The 15,438-nt window shown below is 74.1% G+C and carries 11 protein-coding genes; 5 read left to right on the forward strand and 6 right to left on the reverse strand.

Going from position 1 to position 15,438, the window contains the following annotated elements:
- Positions 1–21 precede the first annotated feature (21 nt).
- From ACQP1S_RS29975 to ACQP1S_RS29990, 4 genes are all read left to right on the forward strand, one after another.
- On the forward strand, positions 22–1,218 hold the full coding sequence (locus tag ACQP1S_RS29975; protein WP_432901238.1) for an acyl-CoA dehydrogenase family protein: 1,197 nt from the start codon (positions 22–24) through the stop codon (positions 1,216–1,218).
- Positions 1,219–1,336: 118 nt separating this feature from the next.
- Positions 1,337–2,938: an acyl-CoA carboxylase subunit beta gene (locus tag ACQP1S_RS29980; protein ID WP_432901240.1), complete on the forward strand. Its 1,602-nt coding sequence runs from the start codon at positions 1,337–1,339 to the stop codon at positions 2,936–2,938.
- Positions 2,939–2,949: 11 nt separating this feature from the next.
- A complete protein-coding gene (locus tag ACQP1S_RS29985) occupies positions 2,950–4,944 on the forward strand; it encodes an acetyl/propionyl/methylcrotonyl-CoA carboxylase subunit alpha (RefSeq protein ID WP_432901242.1) in 1,995 nt (664 codons plus the stop codon).
- A complete protein-coding gene (locus ACQP1S_RS29990; RefSeq protein ID WP_432901244.1) occupies positions 4,941–6,104 on the forward strand; it encodes an acyl-CoA dehydrogenase family protein in 1,164 nt (387 codons plus the stop codon). Before ACQP1S_RS29985 ends, ACQP1S_RS29990 begins: the two co-directional genes overlap by 4 nt.
- A 7-nt stretch (positions 6,105–6,111) precedes the next feature.
- On the opposite strand, the gene ACQP1S_RS29995 is transcribed toward ACQP1S_RS29990, so the two are convergent.
- On the reverse strand, positions 6,112–7,152 hold the full coding sequence (locus ACQP1S_RS29995; RefSeq protein ID WP_432901246.1) for a hypothetical protein: 1,041 nt from the start codon (positions 7,150–7,152) through the stop codon (positions 6,112–6,114).
- A complete protein-coding gene (locus ACQP1S_RS30000) occupies positions 7,149–8,090 on the reverse strand; it encodes a transporter substrate-binding domain-containing protein (RefSeq protein ID WP_432901248.1) in 942 nt (313 codons plus the stop codon). The genes ACQP1S_RS29995 and ACQP1S_RS30000 overlap by 4 nt, the downstream gene beginning before the upstream one ends.
- A 313-nt stretch (positions 8,091–8,403) precedes the next feature.
- On the opposite strand from ACQP1S_RS30000, the gene ACQP1S_RS30005 reads away from it, so the two are divergent.
- On the forward strand, positions 8,404–8,730 hold the full coding sequence (locus ACQP1S_RS30005) for a hypothetical protein (protein WP_432901250.1): 327 nt from the start codon (positions 8,404–8,406) through the stop codon (positions 8,728–8,730).
- Here the strand turns inward: ACQP1S_RS30005 and ACQP1S_RS30010 are convergent.
- From ACQP1S_RS30010 to ACQP1S_RS30025, 4 genes are all read right to left on the reverse strand, one after another.
- A complete protein-coding gene (locus tag ACQP1S_RS30010; RefSeq protein WP_432901252.1) occupies positions 8,717–10,276 on the reverse strand; it encodes a serine/threonine-protein kinase in 1,560 nt (519 codons plus the stop codon). The genes ACQP1S_RS30005 and ACQP1S_RS30010 overlap by 14 nt on opposite strands.
- Before the next feature lie 30 nt (positions 10,277–10,306).
- Complete coding sequence (locus tag ACQP1S_RS30015; RefSeq protein WP_432901254.1) at positions 10,307–10,816, reverse strand: hypothetical protein; 510 nt, start codon at positions 10,814–10,816, stop codon at positions 10,307–10,309.
- A gap of 151 nt (positions 10,817–10,967) precedes the next feature.
- Entirely contained in the window at positions 10,968–14,540 is a 3,573-nt protein-coding gene (locus tag ACQP1S_RS30020; protein ID WP_432901256.1) for an adenylate/guanylate cyclase domain-containing protein, read from the reverse strand.
- Positions 14,537–15,337, reverse strand: a complete 801-nt coding sequence (locus ACQP1S_RS30025; RefSeq protein WP_432901258.1) for an MBL fold metallo-hydrolase — start codon at positions 15,335–15,337, stop codon at positions 14,537–14,539. The genes ACQP1S_RS30020 and ACQP1S_RS30025 overlap by 4 nt, the downstream gene beginning before the upstream one ends.
- Positions 15,338–15,438 lie beyond the last annotated feature (101 nt).

A 15,438-nucleotide genomic window follows, 5' to 3' on the forward strand; every position in this document is an offset into this window, starting at 1 on the left:
ATCGGTCGGGGAGGGGGACGGATGACCATCGTGGACACGCCGGAACGGCGGCAGTTGCGGGAGGTGACCCGGACCTTCGTGACCCGGGAGGTGTTGCCGCACCTGGCCGACTGGGAGCGGGCCGGTGAGGTCCCCCGCGCGCTGCACGCCACCGCCGCGAAGATCGGCCTGCTCGGCATCGGCTTCCCCGATTCGGTCGGCGGCAGCGGCGGTGACCTGCTCGACTCGATCGTGGTCACCGAGGAGATCATCCGCTCCGGTGGCTCCTCGGGGCTGATCGCCGCACTCTTCACCCACGGCATCGCGCTGCCGCACATCGTCGCGGCGGCCGGGGCGCGCACCGGCGGCACGCTCGGCGGCCGGCTCGCCGCCCGCCGGTCCGCCGCCGACGATCCCCTGGTCAACCGGTACGTCCGGCCGACGCTGGCGGGTGAGCTGATCGGCGCGCTGGCGGTCACCGAACCGGACGGCGGCTCCGACGTCGCCTCGATCCGGACCACCGCCCGCCGCGACGGCGACCACTACCTGGTCAACGGGTCGAAGACGTACGTGACCAGCGGGGTACGCGCCGACTTCGTCACCACGGCGGTCTGCGGCGACTTCCCCGGCAGCGGATCGCTGCACCTGCTGGTGATCGACCGGGGCACGCCCGGGTTCACCGTCGGCCGCAAGCTGGACAAGCTCGGCTGGCACTGCTCGGACACCGCCGAGTTGTCCTTCGTCGACGTCCGGGTGCCGGTGGCCAACCGGATCGGCGAGGAGGACACCGGCTTCCTGGCGATCATGCAGAACTTCGCCACCGAGCGGCTCTCCCTGGCCACCCAGGCGTACGCGACGGCGCAGCGCTGCGTGGAGCTGGCGACCCGCTGGTGCCGGGACCGGTCCACCTTCGGCCGTCCGCTGGCCAGCCGGCAACTGGTCCGGCACCGGCTGGCGGAGATGCACACCCGCGCCGAGGCGGCCCGCGCGTACGTGCACCAGGTGGCCGCCCGGGTGGCGGCGGGCGAGCCGGTGGTGACCGAGGTGGCGATGGCGAAGAACGTCGCGGTCGCCGCCTGCGACCAGGTGGTGGATGCCGCGCTGCAACTGCACGGCGGGTTCGGCTACCTGCGCGACGCCGAGGTCGAGCGGCACTACCGGGACGCGCGGGTCCTCGGCATCGGCGGCGGCACCACCGAGATCATGAACGAGATCATCGCAAAAGGCCTGGGCCTGTGAGCGCGAGGAGTGAGCCGGTTTTGCGAGCCCCGCAGTCGCGAACGACAGACGAACCTGTGAGCGCGAGGAGTGAGCCGGGTTTGCGAGCCCCGCAGTCGCGAACGAACGAGGGGAACCCGTGACCACGCTGAACAGTGCGATCGACCCGTCCGCGCCGGCCTTCGTGGCCAACCGGGACGCGCTGCGGGACCGGTTGGCCGAGCTGGACGCCGCGCTCGACCAGGCGAGGGCCGGCGGCGGCGAGAAGTACGTGGCCCGGCACCACGGGCGCGGCAAGCTGCTGCCCCGGGAGCGGATCGAGCTGCTGCTGGACCGGGACAGCCCGTTCCTGGAGTTGTCACCGGTCGCCGGGTACGGCACCGACTTCCCGGTCGGGGCGAGCGTGGTCACCGGCATCGGCGTGGTCGAGGGCGTCGAGTGCCTGATCGTCGCCAACGACCCGACGGTACGCGGCGGCGCGGTCAACCCGTGGTCGCTGGCGAAGACCCGACGGGCCGGCGAGATCGCCCTGGCGAACCGGCTGCCGATGGTCAACCTGGTGGAGAGCGCCGGGGCGGACCTGCCCACCCAGGCGGAGATCTTCATCCCGGGCGGTCGGGTGTTCCGCGACCTGACCCGGCTCTCCGCCGCGAAGATCCCCACGGTCAGCGTGGTCTTCGGCAACGCCACCGCCGGTGGCGCGTACGTGCCGGGGATGTCCGACCACGTGATCATGATCCGGGACCGGTCCCAGGTCTACCTGGCCGGGCCGCCGCTGGTGCGGATGGCCACCGGCGAGGTCACCGACGACGAGTCGCTGGGCGGCGCGGCGATGCACGCCGGCACGTCCGGTCTCGCCGATCATCTCGCCGAGGACGAGCGGGACGGCATCCGGCTGGCCCGGCAGTGCATCCGCCGGTGCAACTGGCGCAAGCAGGGTCCACCGCCGCGCGATCCGGCGCCCCGACCGCCGAGGTACGACCCGGAGGAGTTGCTCGGCATCGTCAGCGCCGACCTGAAGGTGCCGTTCGACCCGCGAGAGGTGCTGGCCCGGCTGCTCGACGGCAGTGAGTTCGACGAGTTCAAACCGGCGTACGGCACCGCCCTGGTCACCGGTTGGGGCGAGCTGCACGGCTATCCGGTGGGCGTGCTGGCGAACGCCCGGGGGGTGCTGTTCAGCGCGGAGGCGCAGAAGGCGGCCCAGTTCATCCAGCTCGCCAACGCCGCCGACACCCCGCTGCTCTTCCTCCAGAACACCACCGGCTACATGGTCGGCACCGAGTACGAGCAGCGCGGCATCATCAAACACGGCGCCCTGATGGTCAACGCGGTGTCGAACTCGACGGTGCCGCACCTGACGGTCAACCTGGGCGCCTCCTACGGCGCTGGCAACTACGGCATGTGCGGCCGGGCGTACGAGCCGAGGTTCCTGTTCACCTGGCCGAACGCCAAGTCGGCGGTGATGGGGCCGGCGCAGCTCGCCGGGGTGCTGTCGATCGTCGCCCGGCAGGCCGCCGCCGCCCGGGGCCGGGACTACGACGAGGACTCCGACGCGGCGATGCGGATGATGGTCGAGCAACAGATCGAGTCGCAGTCCGGGGCGCTGTTCCTCTCCGGCCGGCTCTACGACGACGGGGTGATCGATCCCCGGGACACCCGTACCGTCCTCGGGCTCTGCCTGTCGGCGATCCACAACGCACCGGTGAAGGGCGCCGACGGCTTCGGCGTCTTCCGGATGTAGGGGGCATGACGGTGGATATTCGGAAACTGCTGGTGGCCAACCGGGGGGAGATCGCCCGGCGGGTCTTCGCCACCTGCCGGGCGCTCGGCGTGGCGACGGTCGCCGTGCACTCCGACGCCGACGCCGACGCGCCGTACGTGGCCGAGGCCGACGAGGCGGTCCGGCTGCCGGGGAACACGCCCGTCGAGACGTACCTGCGGATCGGGTCGATCCTGGACGCGGCCCGCCGCACGGGTGCGGACGCCGTCCACCCGGGTTACGGCTTCCTCGCCGAGCACGCCGGGTTCGCGGCGGCGGTGACCGACGCCGGCCTGACCTGGGTCGGCCCGCCGGCCGGGGCGATCGCGGCGATGGGCGACAAGCTGGCGGCGAAGGAACTGCTCGCCGGGGCAGGGGTGCCGATGCTGCCCACCTGGACCGACGGCGACGAGATCACCGACTTCCCGGTGCTGGTCAAGGCGTCCGCCGGGGGCGGCGGTCGGGGGATGCGCATCGTCCGCGACCCCGCCGACCTGGCGGCGGCCGTCGACTCCGCGCGCCGCGAGGCCGCCGCCGCGTTCGGTGACGACACGGTCTTCATCGAGCGGTACGTCGAGCGCGGCCGGCACGTGGAGGTACAGATCTTCGGTGACACCGCCGGCACGGTCGTGGCCCTCGGTGAGCGGGACTGCTCGATCCAGCGTCGGCACCAGAAGATCGTCGAGGAGGCTCCGGCGGTGCTACCCGACGGGGTGCGGGAGCGGCTGCACGCGGCGGCGGTCGCCGCCGGCCGGGCGGTCGACTACGTCGGGGCGGGGACGGTGGAGTTCCTGCTCGCGCCGAGCGGCGAGTTCTTCTTCCTGGAGATGAACACCCGGCTCCAGGTGGAGCATCCGGTCACCGAGGCGGTCACCGGGCTGGACCTGGTCCGGCTGCAACTGCTGGTCGCCGAGGGCGGGGCGCTGCCGGTGGCGGCGACTCCGCCGACCGACGGCCATGCCATCGAGGTACGGCTCTGCGCGGAGGACCCGGCGCAGGGGTTCCGCCCGGCCACCGGCATGCTGCACCGGTTCGCGGTGCCCGGGGTGGTCGGCGGGTTCGCCCCGACCCGGGGCCTGCGGCTCGACTCGGGGGTGTGCACCGGTTCGACGGTGGGCGTGCACTACGACTCGATGCTCGCCAAGCTGGTCGCCTGGGCGCCGACCCGGGCCGAGGCGGCCCGGGCGCTCGCCGGAGCGCTGGCCCGCGCCGAGCTGCACGGGGTGGCCACCAACCGGGACCTGCTGGTCCGGGTGCTGCGCAGCGCGGATTTCGGGTCGGCGCAGGTGGACACCGGCTTCCTGGACGCGCACGCCGAGGTCTTCGCGCCGTTGCTGCCGACCGACCAGCTCCCGGTCGCGGCGCTGGCCGCCGCGCTCGCCTGCGCCGCGGCGCGACGGGACGACGCCCCGGTGCTCGCCGGCCTCCCGTCGGGCTGGCGCAACGTGCCGGCCTTCCCCCAGGTCGTCCGGTACGCCGACCGCACCGGCGACGGGATCGAGGTGCGCTACCGGCTGGACCGGTCCGGTGGTCTCGCCGACTGGTCCACCGACCCACCGATGCCGCCCACCGACCCACCGGCGTCGCCCGTGACGCTGGTGACGGCGGCGGCGGACCGGGTGCTGCTCGACGTGGCGGGGGTGCGGCGGGTGTTCCGCGTACACCGGGCGGGGTCGGTGGTGTTCGTGGACGGCCCGGACGGGGCGGCGGAGCTGACCGAGCTGCCCCGCTTCCCGCTGCCCCGGGTGGCGTTGGCGGTCGGGTCGCTGCTCGCGCCGCTGCCCGGCACGGTGACCCGGGTGCACGTCGGGGTCGGTCAGCGGGTCGCCGCCGGTGACCTGCTGCTGACCCTGGAGGCGATGAAGCTGGAACATCCCGTGCTCGCCCCGACCGACGGCGTGGTCGCCGACCTGCCGGTGCCCACCGGTGGGCAGGTCGAGACGGGTGCGGTGCTGGCCGTGGTCAACCCCGAGGAGGCACCCCGATGAATTTCGACCTCACCCCGGAGCAGGACCAGCTCCGCGACGCCGTCCGGGCGCTGGGCCGCCGGTACGGCCACTCCTACTTCGTCGAGAAGGCGAAATCCGGCGGGCACACCACCGAGCTGTGGGAGGAGGCCGGTCGGCTCGGCTACCTGGGCGTGAACGTCCCCACCGAGTACGGCGGCGGCGGTGGCGGCCTCACCGAGCTGGCCATCGTCGGCGAGGAGCTGGCCGCCGCCGGTTGTCCGCTGCTGCTGCTGGTGGTGTCGCCGGCCATCGCCGCCACGGTGATCCACCGGCACGGCACCGAGGAGCAGCGCAAGCGCTTCCTGCCCGGCTTCGCCGACGGCTCGCTGAAGGTGGTCTTCGCGATCACCGAGCCGGACGCCGGGTCGAACTTCCACCGGCTCGGCACGGTGGCCCGCCGCGACGGCGACGACTGGCTGCTGTCCGGCCGCAAGTGCTACATCTCCGGCGTGGACGAGGCGCAGTACGTGCTGGTGGTGGCCCGTACCGAGGATGCGGCGACCGGGAAGCTCAAGCCCGCGTTGTTCGTGGTGCCGACCGACGCCGCCGGGTTGACCCGGTCCGCCCTCGACATGGAGATCGTCTCCCCGGAGAACCAGTTCCTGCTCTATCTGGACGATGTCCGGCTGCCCGCCGACGCGCTGGTCGGTGAGTCGCTGGACGCCGGCCTGCCGGCGCTGTTCAGCGGGCTGAACCCGGAGCGGATCACGGTCGCCGCGATGGGCGTCGGCACCGGCCGGTACGCCATCGAGCGGGCCAGCGAGTACACCGCCACCCGCAAGGTCTGGGGTGGGCGGAGCATCGGCGCGCACCAGGGGGTCGCGCACCCGTTGGCGCACGCGGCGGTGCAGGTGGAGCTGGCCCGCCTCATGATCCACAAGGCGGCCACCCTGTACGACGCGGGCCGCGACCTGGAGGCCGGGGTGGCCGGCAACATGGCCAAGTACGCCGCCGGGGAGGCCGCCGCGCTGGCCGTGGACACCGCCGTGCAGGCCCTCGGCGGGGCCGGCATGACCACCGAGTACGGCGTGGCGACGCTGCTCGGCGCGGTCCGGGCCGGCCGGATCGCCCCGGTCAGCCGGGAGATGATCCTCAACTTCGTCGCCCAGCACGTGCTCGGCCAGGAGAAGTCCTACTGACCCCGGCTCAGCGCAGGGTGCGGCAGGCCGCGTCGGTGCGGTGCACCGGGCGGACCCGCCGGCCCAGCCCCTCCAGCAGTGAGTCCTCGACGTGGTAGTCCCGGACCCGCAGCCGGTGCCGGGGCAGCTCCTCCTCACTGGGGCAGAGCACCTGGGCGCGGACGTCGTCCACCGGCACGTACCGGACGCCGCCGCGCTCCTGGAGCAGCACCATGTTGACGTCGTCCACGGTGACCACGTGCCCCCGGACGTCCTCGGTGACGCCGGGGCTCGACTCCACGGTGGTCACGGTCAGCGGCAGCACCGGCGTGGTGATCACCGGCAGCGCCGCCCAGACCAGCATGGCCAGCACCGCGGCCTCGGTGATCGAGGCGAGCGGCCGGATCACCGCCCCGGGCAGCGGACCGGGCACCGCGAGCGCGAGCAGCGGCGGGGCGACGAACAGCACCAGGGCGAGCAGCTCCCGCTGCTGCCACGCGTCGACCAGGGTGGGGGCGAGCAGCCAGCCGTAACCGGCGAGGAGCGTCACCACGATCAGCGTCCGGAGCACGAGGTGCTCGTGCAGTCGCGCCGGGGTGAGCTGGAAGGCGGCGACGAACGCCGGCAGCAGCAGCGGCAGATAGAGCAGCTGCCAGGTGACCATGGCCATCAGGAAGCTGGCCAGCACGAACCAGGCCGGGGTGAGGTCCGCCCAGCGGACGAAGAGCGGGCGACGGACGGTGGTCGGCATCCGTTCGACGCTCACCCGCAGCACCGCGCCCAACGCGAAGACCGCGACCAGGCCGGTGGAGAGCAGCCGGGCGGCGGTGGTCAGGAAGCCGGCCAGCAGGTTCACCGGCCCGACGTTCGCCACCAGCAGCAGCGTGGTCTGGAGTTCGCCGCCCGCCTCGACGCCGAGGCGCAGCACGGAGAAGATGGCGGGCACGCCCACCACCGCCGTCCAGAACGACTGGCTGGCCCGCGCCCGCCGTTCCACCGCCGGGTCCCAGCCGTCACGCACCGGGACGGTGGTGGCGCCCAGATCCTGCGGTACGGCCGGGGCGGTCACCGGGTCGGCGCCTTGTCGTCGAAGTCGACCAGGTCCGGCACGTTCAGCGGCTGCGGCTGTGCCTTCTCCGCCTTCAACCACGGCCCGAGGGTCCGGTTGTACGCGGTGAGCCACGGGCTGCTGATCCCGTTGCGCCCCGCCAGGTAGCTCTTCTGCAGGGCGAAGGCCACCAGGTCACGCAGGGCGGGATCGCCGATCGGCACGCCGATGCCGAGCAGTTCGCTGGTGCCGAAGGGCATGTCGACGATCTCGAACTCGGTCGGATAGAGCGAGAGGAAGCCGGCGAGGATCGTCTCGTCGGAGCTGACCGCGTCGTAGCGGCCCTCCCGGATGCCCTTGACGCAGTCGCCGACCTCCTTGACCACCAGCGCCTTCACGTCGTGCTTGGCCAGCTCCGCCTCGGTGGTGGAGCCGCCGCTGGTGCAGACCTTGTAGGCCGGTTCGCGGAGGTCCTCGATGGTGCGGATCTTGTCCTTGAGCCGGGTCGGCACCATCACCTCCTGGGTGGTGACGAAGTACGGCCCGGCGAAGCTGACCAGCTTCTCCCGCTCCTCGGTGATCGAGAAGCTGGAGACCACCAGGTCGACCAGGCCACCCTGGAGGGCGGGGATGCGGTCCTCGGTGGTCACCGAGACCCACTCGATGCGCTGGTCGCCCTCGTAGCCGAGGTAGGAGGCGACGTAGCGGGCGATCTCCACGTCGAAGCCGGCGTGCGCGCCGTTGCGCAGCTCGCCCATCAACGGCTCGGTGGTGGCCACCCCGATCTTGATCTTCGGCTGACCGTCGATGTGCGACTCCCGCAGCTTGTCGCGCACCGAGGGCAGCGACGGCTCGCGGCGGTTGTCGCAACCGGCGGCGGCGGCCAGGGTGAGGGTCAGTGCCACCGCCAGGGTGGTGGCGACCGATCGGACCCGATGGCGGGCGGACGTGTCGTTCATCGGCGCACCTCGCTGACGGACAGCCTGGGGGACACCGAGGGTAGCCGCTCCGGTCCATCTCCGTCGTGCCACCCGGCCGGGAGGAACGGTGCGGCCGGCGCGATGTCGGTGCCGGGCCACCCGGGTCGGGAGGAGGCCGCCGATCCGGGCCTGCTGGCCGCAGGCTTTCACCCGGAGCAGGGCGACCTCGGTCGGCTTGTCGTGCCCAGCGACAGCGCGACGGCATCCCGACGTTTCGTCACTCTAGGCAGAACGGTCAACCACGCCGAGCCGTATGGTTTGACAGCGCGCCCGTTCAGGCCATGCTTGTCAGGTGAGCCGAATCCTGAAGCCGGACGCACGGACCGTGGCGGTGGTCGCGGCGCTGGCGACCGGTGCGGTGCTGGTGGTCCTGGTCTTCCGGCATCCCGCCGGCATCCTGACCGTGGGGCTGGCGCTGCTCGGTGTCCTCTTCGCGACGGTGACCGGCACCGCGCTCGCCGCGCTGCGCGAACGCGACTCCGGGGAGGCGCCGGCCGCAGCGCCCCACCCTGGACAGTTGCAGCCGGGATCATTCCTCGACGCGGACACCCTGGACGCGTTGGACAGCGCGGCGGTGCTGAGCCGGCTGCACCGGATGCGCGAGGTCAGCGACCAGTGAGGGTGGGTGCGACCAGGGCGTCCACCCCCCGCCCGGCGAGGCAGCGGTAGGTCCGGTCGAGCTCCGTCTCGCCGGGCGGCAGCACTTCCAGCCGCCAACCGTTGGCGTAGTCGATCCCGCTGGTCAGCCGGAACGTCCGGGCGTTGCACACCGAACGGACCGTCGGGTCGACGCTGATCGCGGCATGCCCGGCCCCGGCCAGCGCGGCCGGCAACTGACCCTCCACGTAGGTCTCCCAGGTGTGCCGCCCCTCGCAGGAGACCTGGGGGGCCTCCGCCCGGTCGCCGCGTAGCCGTACCGGGCCGAAGCACTCCAGTACGGGGGCGCACCGGGCACCGGGCGGCAGGGTCGCGGCCGTACCGTCGGCCGCGCAGCCGGGCAGGGTGCCCCAGCGGGCGGCCGGGCTGGACGAGCCGACGGTCGACGGGGCGGCGGTCGGCCCGGCCAACGGTGGGGCACCGCCGGCCACCCACGCCCCGGCGCTCGCCGAGGCGGCCAGGGCGAGCACCCCGGCCCCGCCGAAGAACCAGCGCCGCCGCCGCCGCTCGCCGTGCGGCACGGTCGGCTGGTCGTCCTGGACGGGTGGACGCGGGCTCGGCTGGCCGGTGATCCGCCCGGGTTGACCGGTGGTCCATCCGAGGGTGTACGGCCCACCGCCGCCCGATCCGCCGGTCGACGGCCCGCCGGAGACCGGCGCGCCGCTGACCGGGGCGGGAGCCGGGTCGACGGGCAACGCGGTGAGCAGGTCACGCAGTTCGAGCGCGGAGGGGCGGGCGTCGGGGTCGTTGGACATCCCGGCGCGGAGCACGTCGACCAGTTCGGTCGGCACCCCGGGCAGGTCGGGGATCGGGTGGTGGAACAACTCCAGCACGGTGACCAGGCTCGGGTTGCGCTCGGACTGCCAGCGCGGGGGCCGGCCGGTCATCACCGCATAGAGGGTGGCGCAGAGGGCGTACACGTCGACGGCCGGCGACGGCGGGCTGTGGTTGAACATCTCCGGCGGCGCGTAGGCCGGGGTGAGCACCTCCAGGGTGACCGAGGCGTCCCGCGCCTCGGCCAGTACCGCCAGCCCGAAGTCGGCCAGCACCGCCGAGTTGAAGTGCGAGTGCAGGATGTTGGCCGGCTTGACGTCGCGGTGCAGCACCCCGGCCGCGTGCGAGTGGGCCAGCGCGTCCGCGATCTTGATGCCGAGGTCACGGGTCTCGGACGCGTCGAGGGGCGAGGTCCGCATCCGTTCGGCGTACGAGCCGTCACACAGCTCCATGATCAGGTACGGGTGCTGGTCGACGGTCACTCCGACGTCGAAGAGGTCCACCACGTGCGGGTGCGAGGACATCCGCCCGGCCGCCCGCGCCTCCCGCAGGAACCGGGCCTGGTCCCGTTCGCTGTCCAGGGTGCGGTTCTCCACCTTGACGGCGACCTCCCGGCCGACGGAGATCTGGGTGGCCCGGTAGACGGTGGCGTAGCCGCCTCGGGCAAAGACCCTCAAATCGGTTAGACCGGGCACAATGGGCAGCCGGAGGGCGCCGGGCGGGGTCTCGGTCACGGCTCGAAAATACCCGTTCCGCCGGGGCGCTCAGCGGTCCGTACCGGCGGGAGCGGCCGGGCCGGCCAGGGCCGACCCGCTCGACGCACCCTCGGTGACGCCGCTGACCTGGGATTCCGCCGGAGTGGGAGCGTTGCCGGTCGATCGACGGGCGTCCCACCGCAGGCCGATCGCCGTCGCCACCGCGCCCGCCCCCTCCCAGAGAGCCACCCCGATGAACCGGTCCGGAGCCACGTCGGCCAGCACGGTCAGCGTGAAGACGGTGAAGGTGACCAGCCGGAAGACCACCGTGAACCGGTAGAACGCCCGCCACTCGGTCGCCACCGCGAGCAGGTAGTAGACGCCCATGTTGAACGAGGCCATCGCGGACGCGGTGAGGAACGTGCCGGTGTAGTCGCCGGGACCCCGGGTCTGCGGCACCTCGAAGCCGAGCATTCTCAGCTGCGCCTGCGGCCACACCAGCCCGAGCGCCCCGAGCAGCACCGCCAGCACCCCGAAGACCGCGATCGTCCAACCGGCGCCCGAACGCGGCAACCTCATCTGCTCCCCCACCCGACGGCGCAACCGGCACCGAGGGGCGGTCGCGTGAAGTGACACGCTAACCGTCCCCGCCGATACGCGCACATCCCCGTAACCGACAGACCTACCGCTCCGCCCCCACCGGCCGCCGACGGCGAGGCGTCCGCGCCGGTCAGGCGTCGGCGGCCAGCCGGGCCCGCAGGGCGTCGGCGCCGGCCCGCTCGCTGCGTTGCTCGGTCGCGTACGCCAGCCGTACCGCCTCCTGCGCACTGGCCAGCGCCTCCGCCGGGTGGCCGCAGGCCGCCAACGCCTCGGCCAGCACCCCCGCGCCGATCACCTGGCTGCGGACGTCCTCCGCCGGGGCGGCGACCGCCCGGCGGGCCCAGTCCAACGCCTGCTCCTGCTGACCGTGGGCGAGCAGCGCCGACGCGTACCGGGCCAGGGTCTGCCGGCGGGAGAAGAGCAGCGTCGGTGCCTTCGCCGCCGTCGTCGCCACCGGGGCGAGCAACCCGACCGCGGTGGCCGGGTCCCCGGCGGCGAGCCGGGCGGTGGCGAGCAGCACCCGGGGCGCGGCCTGCGCCGGGGCCTGCGGATTGTGCGGTTCGACGGCGGTCAGCACCGCCCGGGCGTCCCGCTCGGCGGTCTCGCAGTCGCCCATGTCCAGCGCGACGAAACCCCGCAACGTGCCGGCCATCCCGGTGAGCAGCGGGTGCGAGGTCCGCCCGGCGTACGCCAGGGCGTCGGTGAACAGGTCGGCGGCGTGCTCCGGCTCACCCAGCCCCCGTGCCACCACACCCCGGACGACCAGCGCGAACCCGCGCCCCCAGTCGTCGGAGACCGCGGCGAAGTCCCGGTACGCCCGCCGGGCCTGCCGGTCCGCCTCGGCCACCTCGCCCAGCTCCGCACCGGCGAACGCCTCGACCGCGCGCAACGTGCCCACCGCCCACGCCTCGCCGACCCGTTCCCCGAACGGCAGGAAGATCCCGGCCAGCCGGCAGGCCTCCCCCAGCCGGCCGGCCAGCAGCCGGGCGAAGGCGGTGGTGCCGCGCAGCCAGGCCCGCCCGTACGGGTCCTTCAACTCGGCGAAGAGCCGGGCGGCCCGACCGAGCACCGCGTCGGTGCCGGCGAAGTCCCCCCGGGTGGTGGTGACCCAGGCCAGGTTCTGCAACGCCCAGGCCTGCCCCCGCAGGTCCTTCGCGGCGAGGCTGATCTGGTAGGAAGCGGCGAGCCGGCTGCTCGCCTGGCCGAGCCGACCGGCGACGAAGTCGGCCATCCCGAGCCGGCGCATCGCCGAGGCCCGCAGGTTGGTCACCTCCCCGGCCGTGGCCACCTGCAACGCCTCCTGCCAGCAGGCCGCCGCCCGGACCTGGTCGCCCGAGGTCTGGTGGGCCTGCCCGGCGAGCAGCAGGGCACTGGCCCGGGTGGCGGCGTCGTCACCGGCGTTCGCGGCGATCTTCTCGGCGAAGGCGAGCGCGTCACCGACCCGACCGACCTGGAGCAGCGCGCGCGCGTGCGCCACCCGGTCGACCGGGGGCACCCCCTCGCGGGCCAGTTCGGCGGCGCGTTCGGCGTGCTCGACGGCCAGCGCCGGCTCACCGACCTGCAACGCCCGGCGGGCGGCCCGGCCCAGCGCGGCCACCCCCAGCCCGGCGACCGTCCGGGCCGGCGAGTCCGGGCGGAGCTTCACCGCGTCGGCGAGGGTGGCGGCCCGCTCCACCTGCTCGGCCACGAAGTCGTCCCGGGCGGCGTCGCTGAACCCGCCCGGCGGGGCGACCGACGACCCGGGGACTCCGGTGGCCCAGCGGGCCAGCGCGGCGTGCCGTTCGGCCAACTCGGCCTTGCTCACCCCGACGTAGGCGGCCTCGCGCATCAGCGGGGTGGCGAACGCGAAGCCGGTCCGGGTGCGGTGCAGCATCCGACGTTGCAGCAGCTCCTCCACGGCCCGTTCCAGCTCGACGGCGGCCACCGCGGCGGGTCGGCCGTCCCGTCCGGCCCGCTGCTCGCGCAGCGCCTCCAGCGCCCCGGCGGGCACCACGTCACCGACCACGGCGGCGTCCCGCAGCGCCGAACGGGCCTCCGGCGGGAGGGCGTCGATCCGGGCGGCGAGCACGGCGGCGAGGTCCCGGGAGAGCAACCGGCTGCCCAGCGAGCCCGGTACCAGCCGCCAGCCGCCGTCCGGGCCGGCGGTCAGCGCGCCCCGCTCCCGCAGCAGGGTGACCAGTTCGGCCAGATAGAACGCGTTGCCCTGGGCGGTGGCGAGCAACCGGTCGGCGTCGGCCGGCGGCAGCTTGCCGCCGTTGAGATAGCTGGTGAGCAGGCGGGAGGCGTCGGCACCGCGTAGCGGCGGCAACGCGTGCACCTCGGCGTCGGCGATCCAGGTCAGCGCCCCGGCGGTCCGGACCAGCTCCGGGCGGCCCAGCAGCATCACCAGCACCGGGCCGGTGAGCCGGGACAGGGTGGCTCCGAGCGCGGCGATCGTCTCGCCGGTGGCGTCGTGCAGGTCGTCGACGACGATCACCAGCGGCGCCTCGGCGGCCAGGGCGCTGAGCAGCCCGGCCACCGCGACCGGCACCGCCTCGGCGTCGGCGGCCGGCGGGGTGGCGCCCCACCCGTCCTGGTCGCCCGCGTTACCGGGCAGTTCGGCGTAACCGAGCAGGGCCAACAGTTGGTCTCCGGCGATCGGCGGCACATCGGTACGCAGCCGGGCGAGCCGTTGGCCGAGCCGACGCAGCCGCTCCTCCACGGCCGGCCGGGTCAGCGCGGTGGAGGTGTCGTTGGGCAGGCCGACGGCGGCCCGGACCAGGTCGGCCAGGGGAGCCAGCCGACGTCGCTCACCGAAGGCGGCGCAGCGGACCGAGAGCACCCGGGCGCCGCTGTGGGCGGCGTACCGGCCGGCGCCGACGTCGTAACCGGCGGCGAGGCGCTCCACCTCGGCGGCGAACCGGGACTTGCCGATCCCCGCCTCGGCAGTCATCAGCAGCACCCGGGGTTCGCCCCGGTCGATCACCTCGGCGAGCCGGCCGGCGACCCGGCCGATCTCGGTCTCCCGCCCGACGAAGGGCGCCTCGTCGCCGAGGCCCGACCGGGTGCCCGGGGCGTCCAGCAGGCCCAGCAGCTCGAACGCCTCGACCGGCTCGCGCTTGCCCTTGAGCCGCAGCGGGCGCAGCACCCGCCAGGAGGCGACGTGCCGGGTGGCCGACGAGGTCCGGGCACCGGCGTAGATCGCGCCGACGGCGGCGGCGTCGGCCAGCCGGGCGGCGGTGTTCACCGTGTCCCCGATGACCGTGTACTCGATGGCGGCCTGGATGCCGGCGATCACGTCGCCGGTGTTCAGCCCGACCCGCAGGCCGAGCGGCGCACCGCCGCCCCGCTCGTCGTCCAGCACCCGGCGCACCGCCCGCTGCATCGACAGGGCGGCCCGGACGGCCCGCTCGGCGTCGTCCTCGTGGGCTACCGGGGCACCGAAGACCGCCATGATCCCGTCGCCGGTGAGCTTGTCGACGTGCCCGCCGAAGGTCTTCACCGCACCGGCGAGCGCGGCGAGCACCCGGTCGGTGACCGCACCCACCCGCTCCGGGTCGAGATCCTCCGACCACGAGGTGAAGTCGGACAGGTCGCCGAAGAGCACGGTGACCACCCGGCGCTCGGCCGTCGGCAGGGTGGCGGCGGCGGGCAGCGCCGCCCCGCAGTTGTGGCAGAACCGCCCGCCCGGGACGGCGAGCGTGCCGCACACCGGGCAGGTCACGGCTGCTCCACCCCGAGATATTCCAGCTGGGCGCGGACCGACCACTCGGCGGCCCACCACAACGACCGGTCCACGTCGGCGTAGACCTTCGCCACCACCTCGGGCGCGGTGCCGGCGCCCTCGGCGACGGCGGCCCGGACCTGGTCGAGCCGGGCCCGACGGTGGGCCAGGTAGAAGTCGGCCGCCGCGCCGCAGTCGGCCAGCGCCGGGCCGTGCCCGGGCAGCGCCGGGACCCCCTGGTACGTGCCGAGCCGCCCCAGGCTGGTCAGGTAGTCGCCGAGGTTGCCGTCGGGGTGGGCGACGACGGTGGTGCCCCGGCCGAGGATGGTGTCGCCGGTCAGCACGACCCGCTCGCCGCCGTGTTCCACCAGGAAGCAGACGGAGTCGGCGGTGTGCCCCGGGGTGTCGACCAGGTCGATGCTCAGCCCGAAGCCGCCGAACTGCTCGCCCGGCTCGGTCAACGGCTGACCGCCGATGGTGTGCGCCGGATCGACGGCGAGCACGTGCACGCCACCGAGCAGCTCGCTCAGCCGGGGAGCGCCCTCGGTGTGGTCGGGGTGCCCGTGGGTGATCAGCACGAACCCGATCGGCGCGTGCGCCGCGATGGCGGCCAGGTGCCCCTCGTCCGGCGGACCCGGGTCGACGACGACCGCGTACTGCGCTCCGGGGGCGCGCAGCACCCAGGTGTTGGTGCCCTCCAGGGTCATCGGCCCAGGGTTGGGGGCACGCAGCAACGTCACCCAGTCCGGCAGCCGGTCGGCCAGCGCGGCCGGCGGTGCCGTCACATGCCCGGTCATGGCTGCGATCGTACGACCCCGCCCGCCACTCCCCGCGATCTTGCGGACCGGCCCACAGGATTTGTGGCCGTTCACGGCTTTCGACCGGACCGGCCGGCCTT

Origin of the sequence: Micromonospora matsumotoense, assembly GCF_050951065.1 — a bacterium.
GTDB classification, from domain to species: Bacteria; Actinomycetota; Actinomycetes; order Mycobacteriales; family Micromonosporaceae; genus Micromonospora; species Micromonospora matsumotoensis.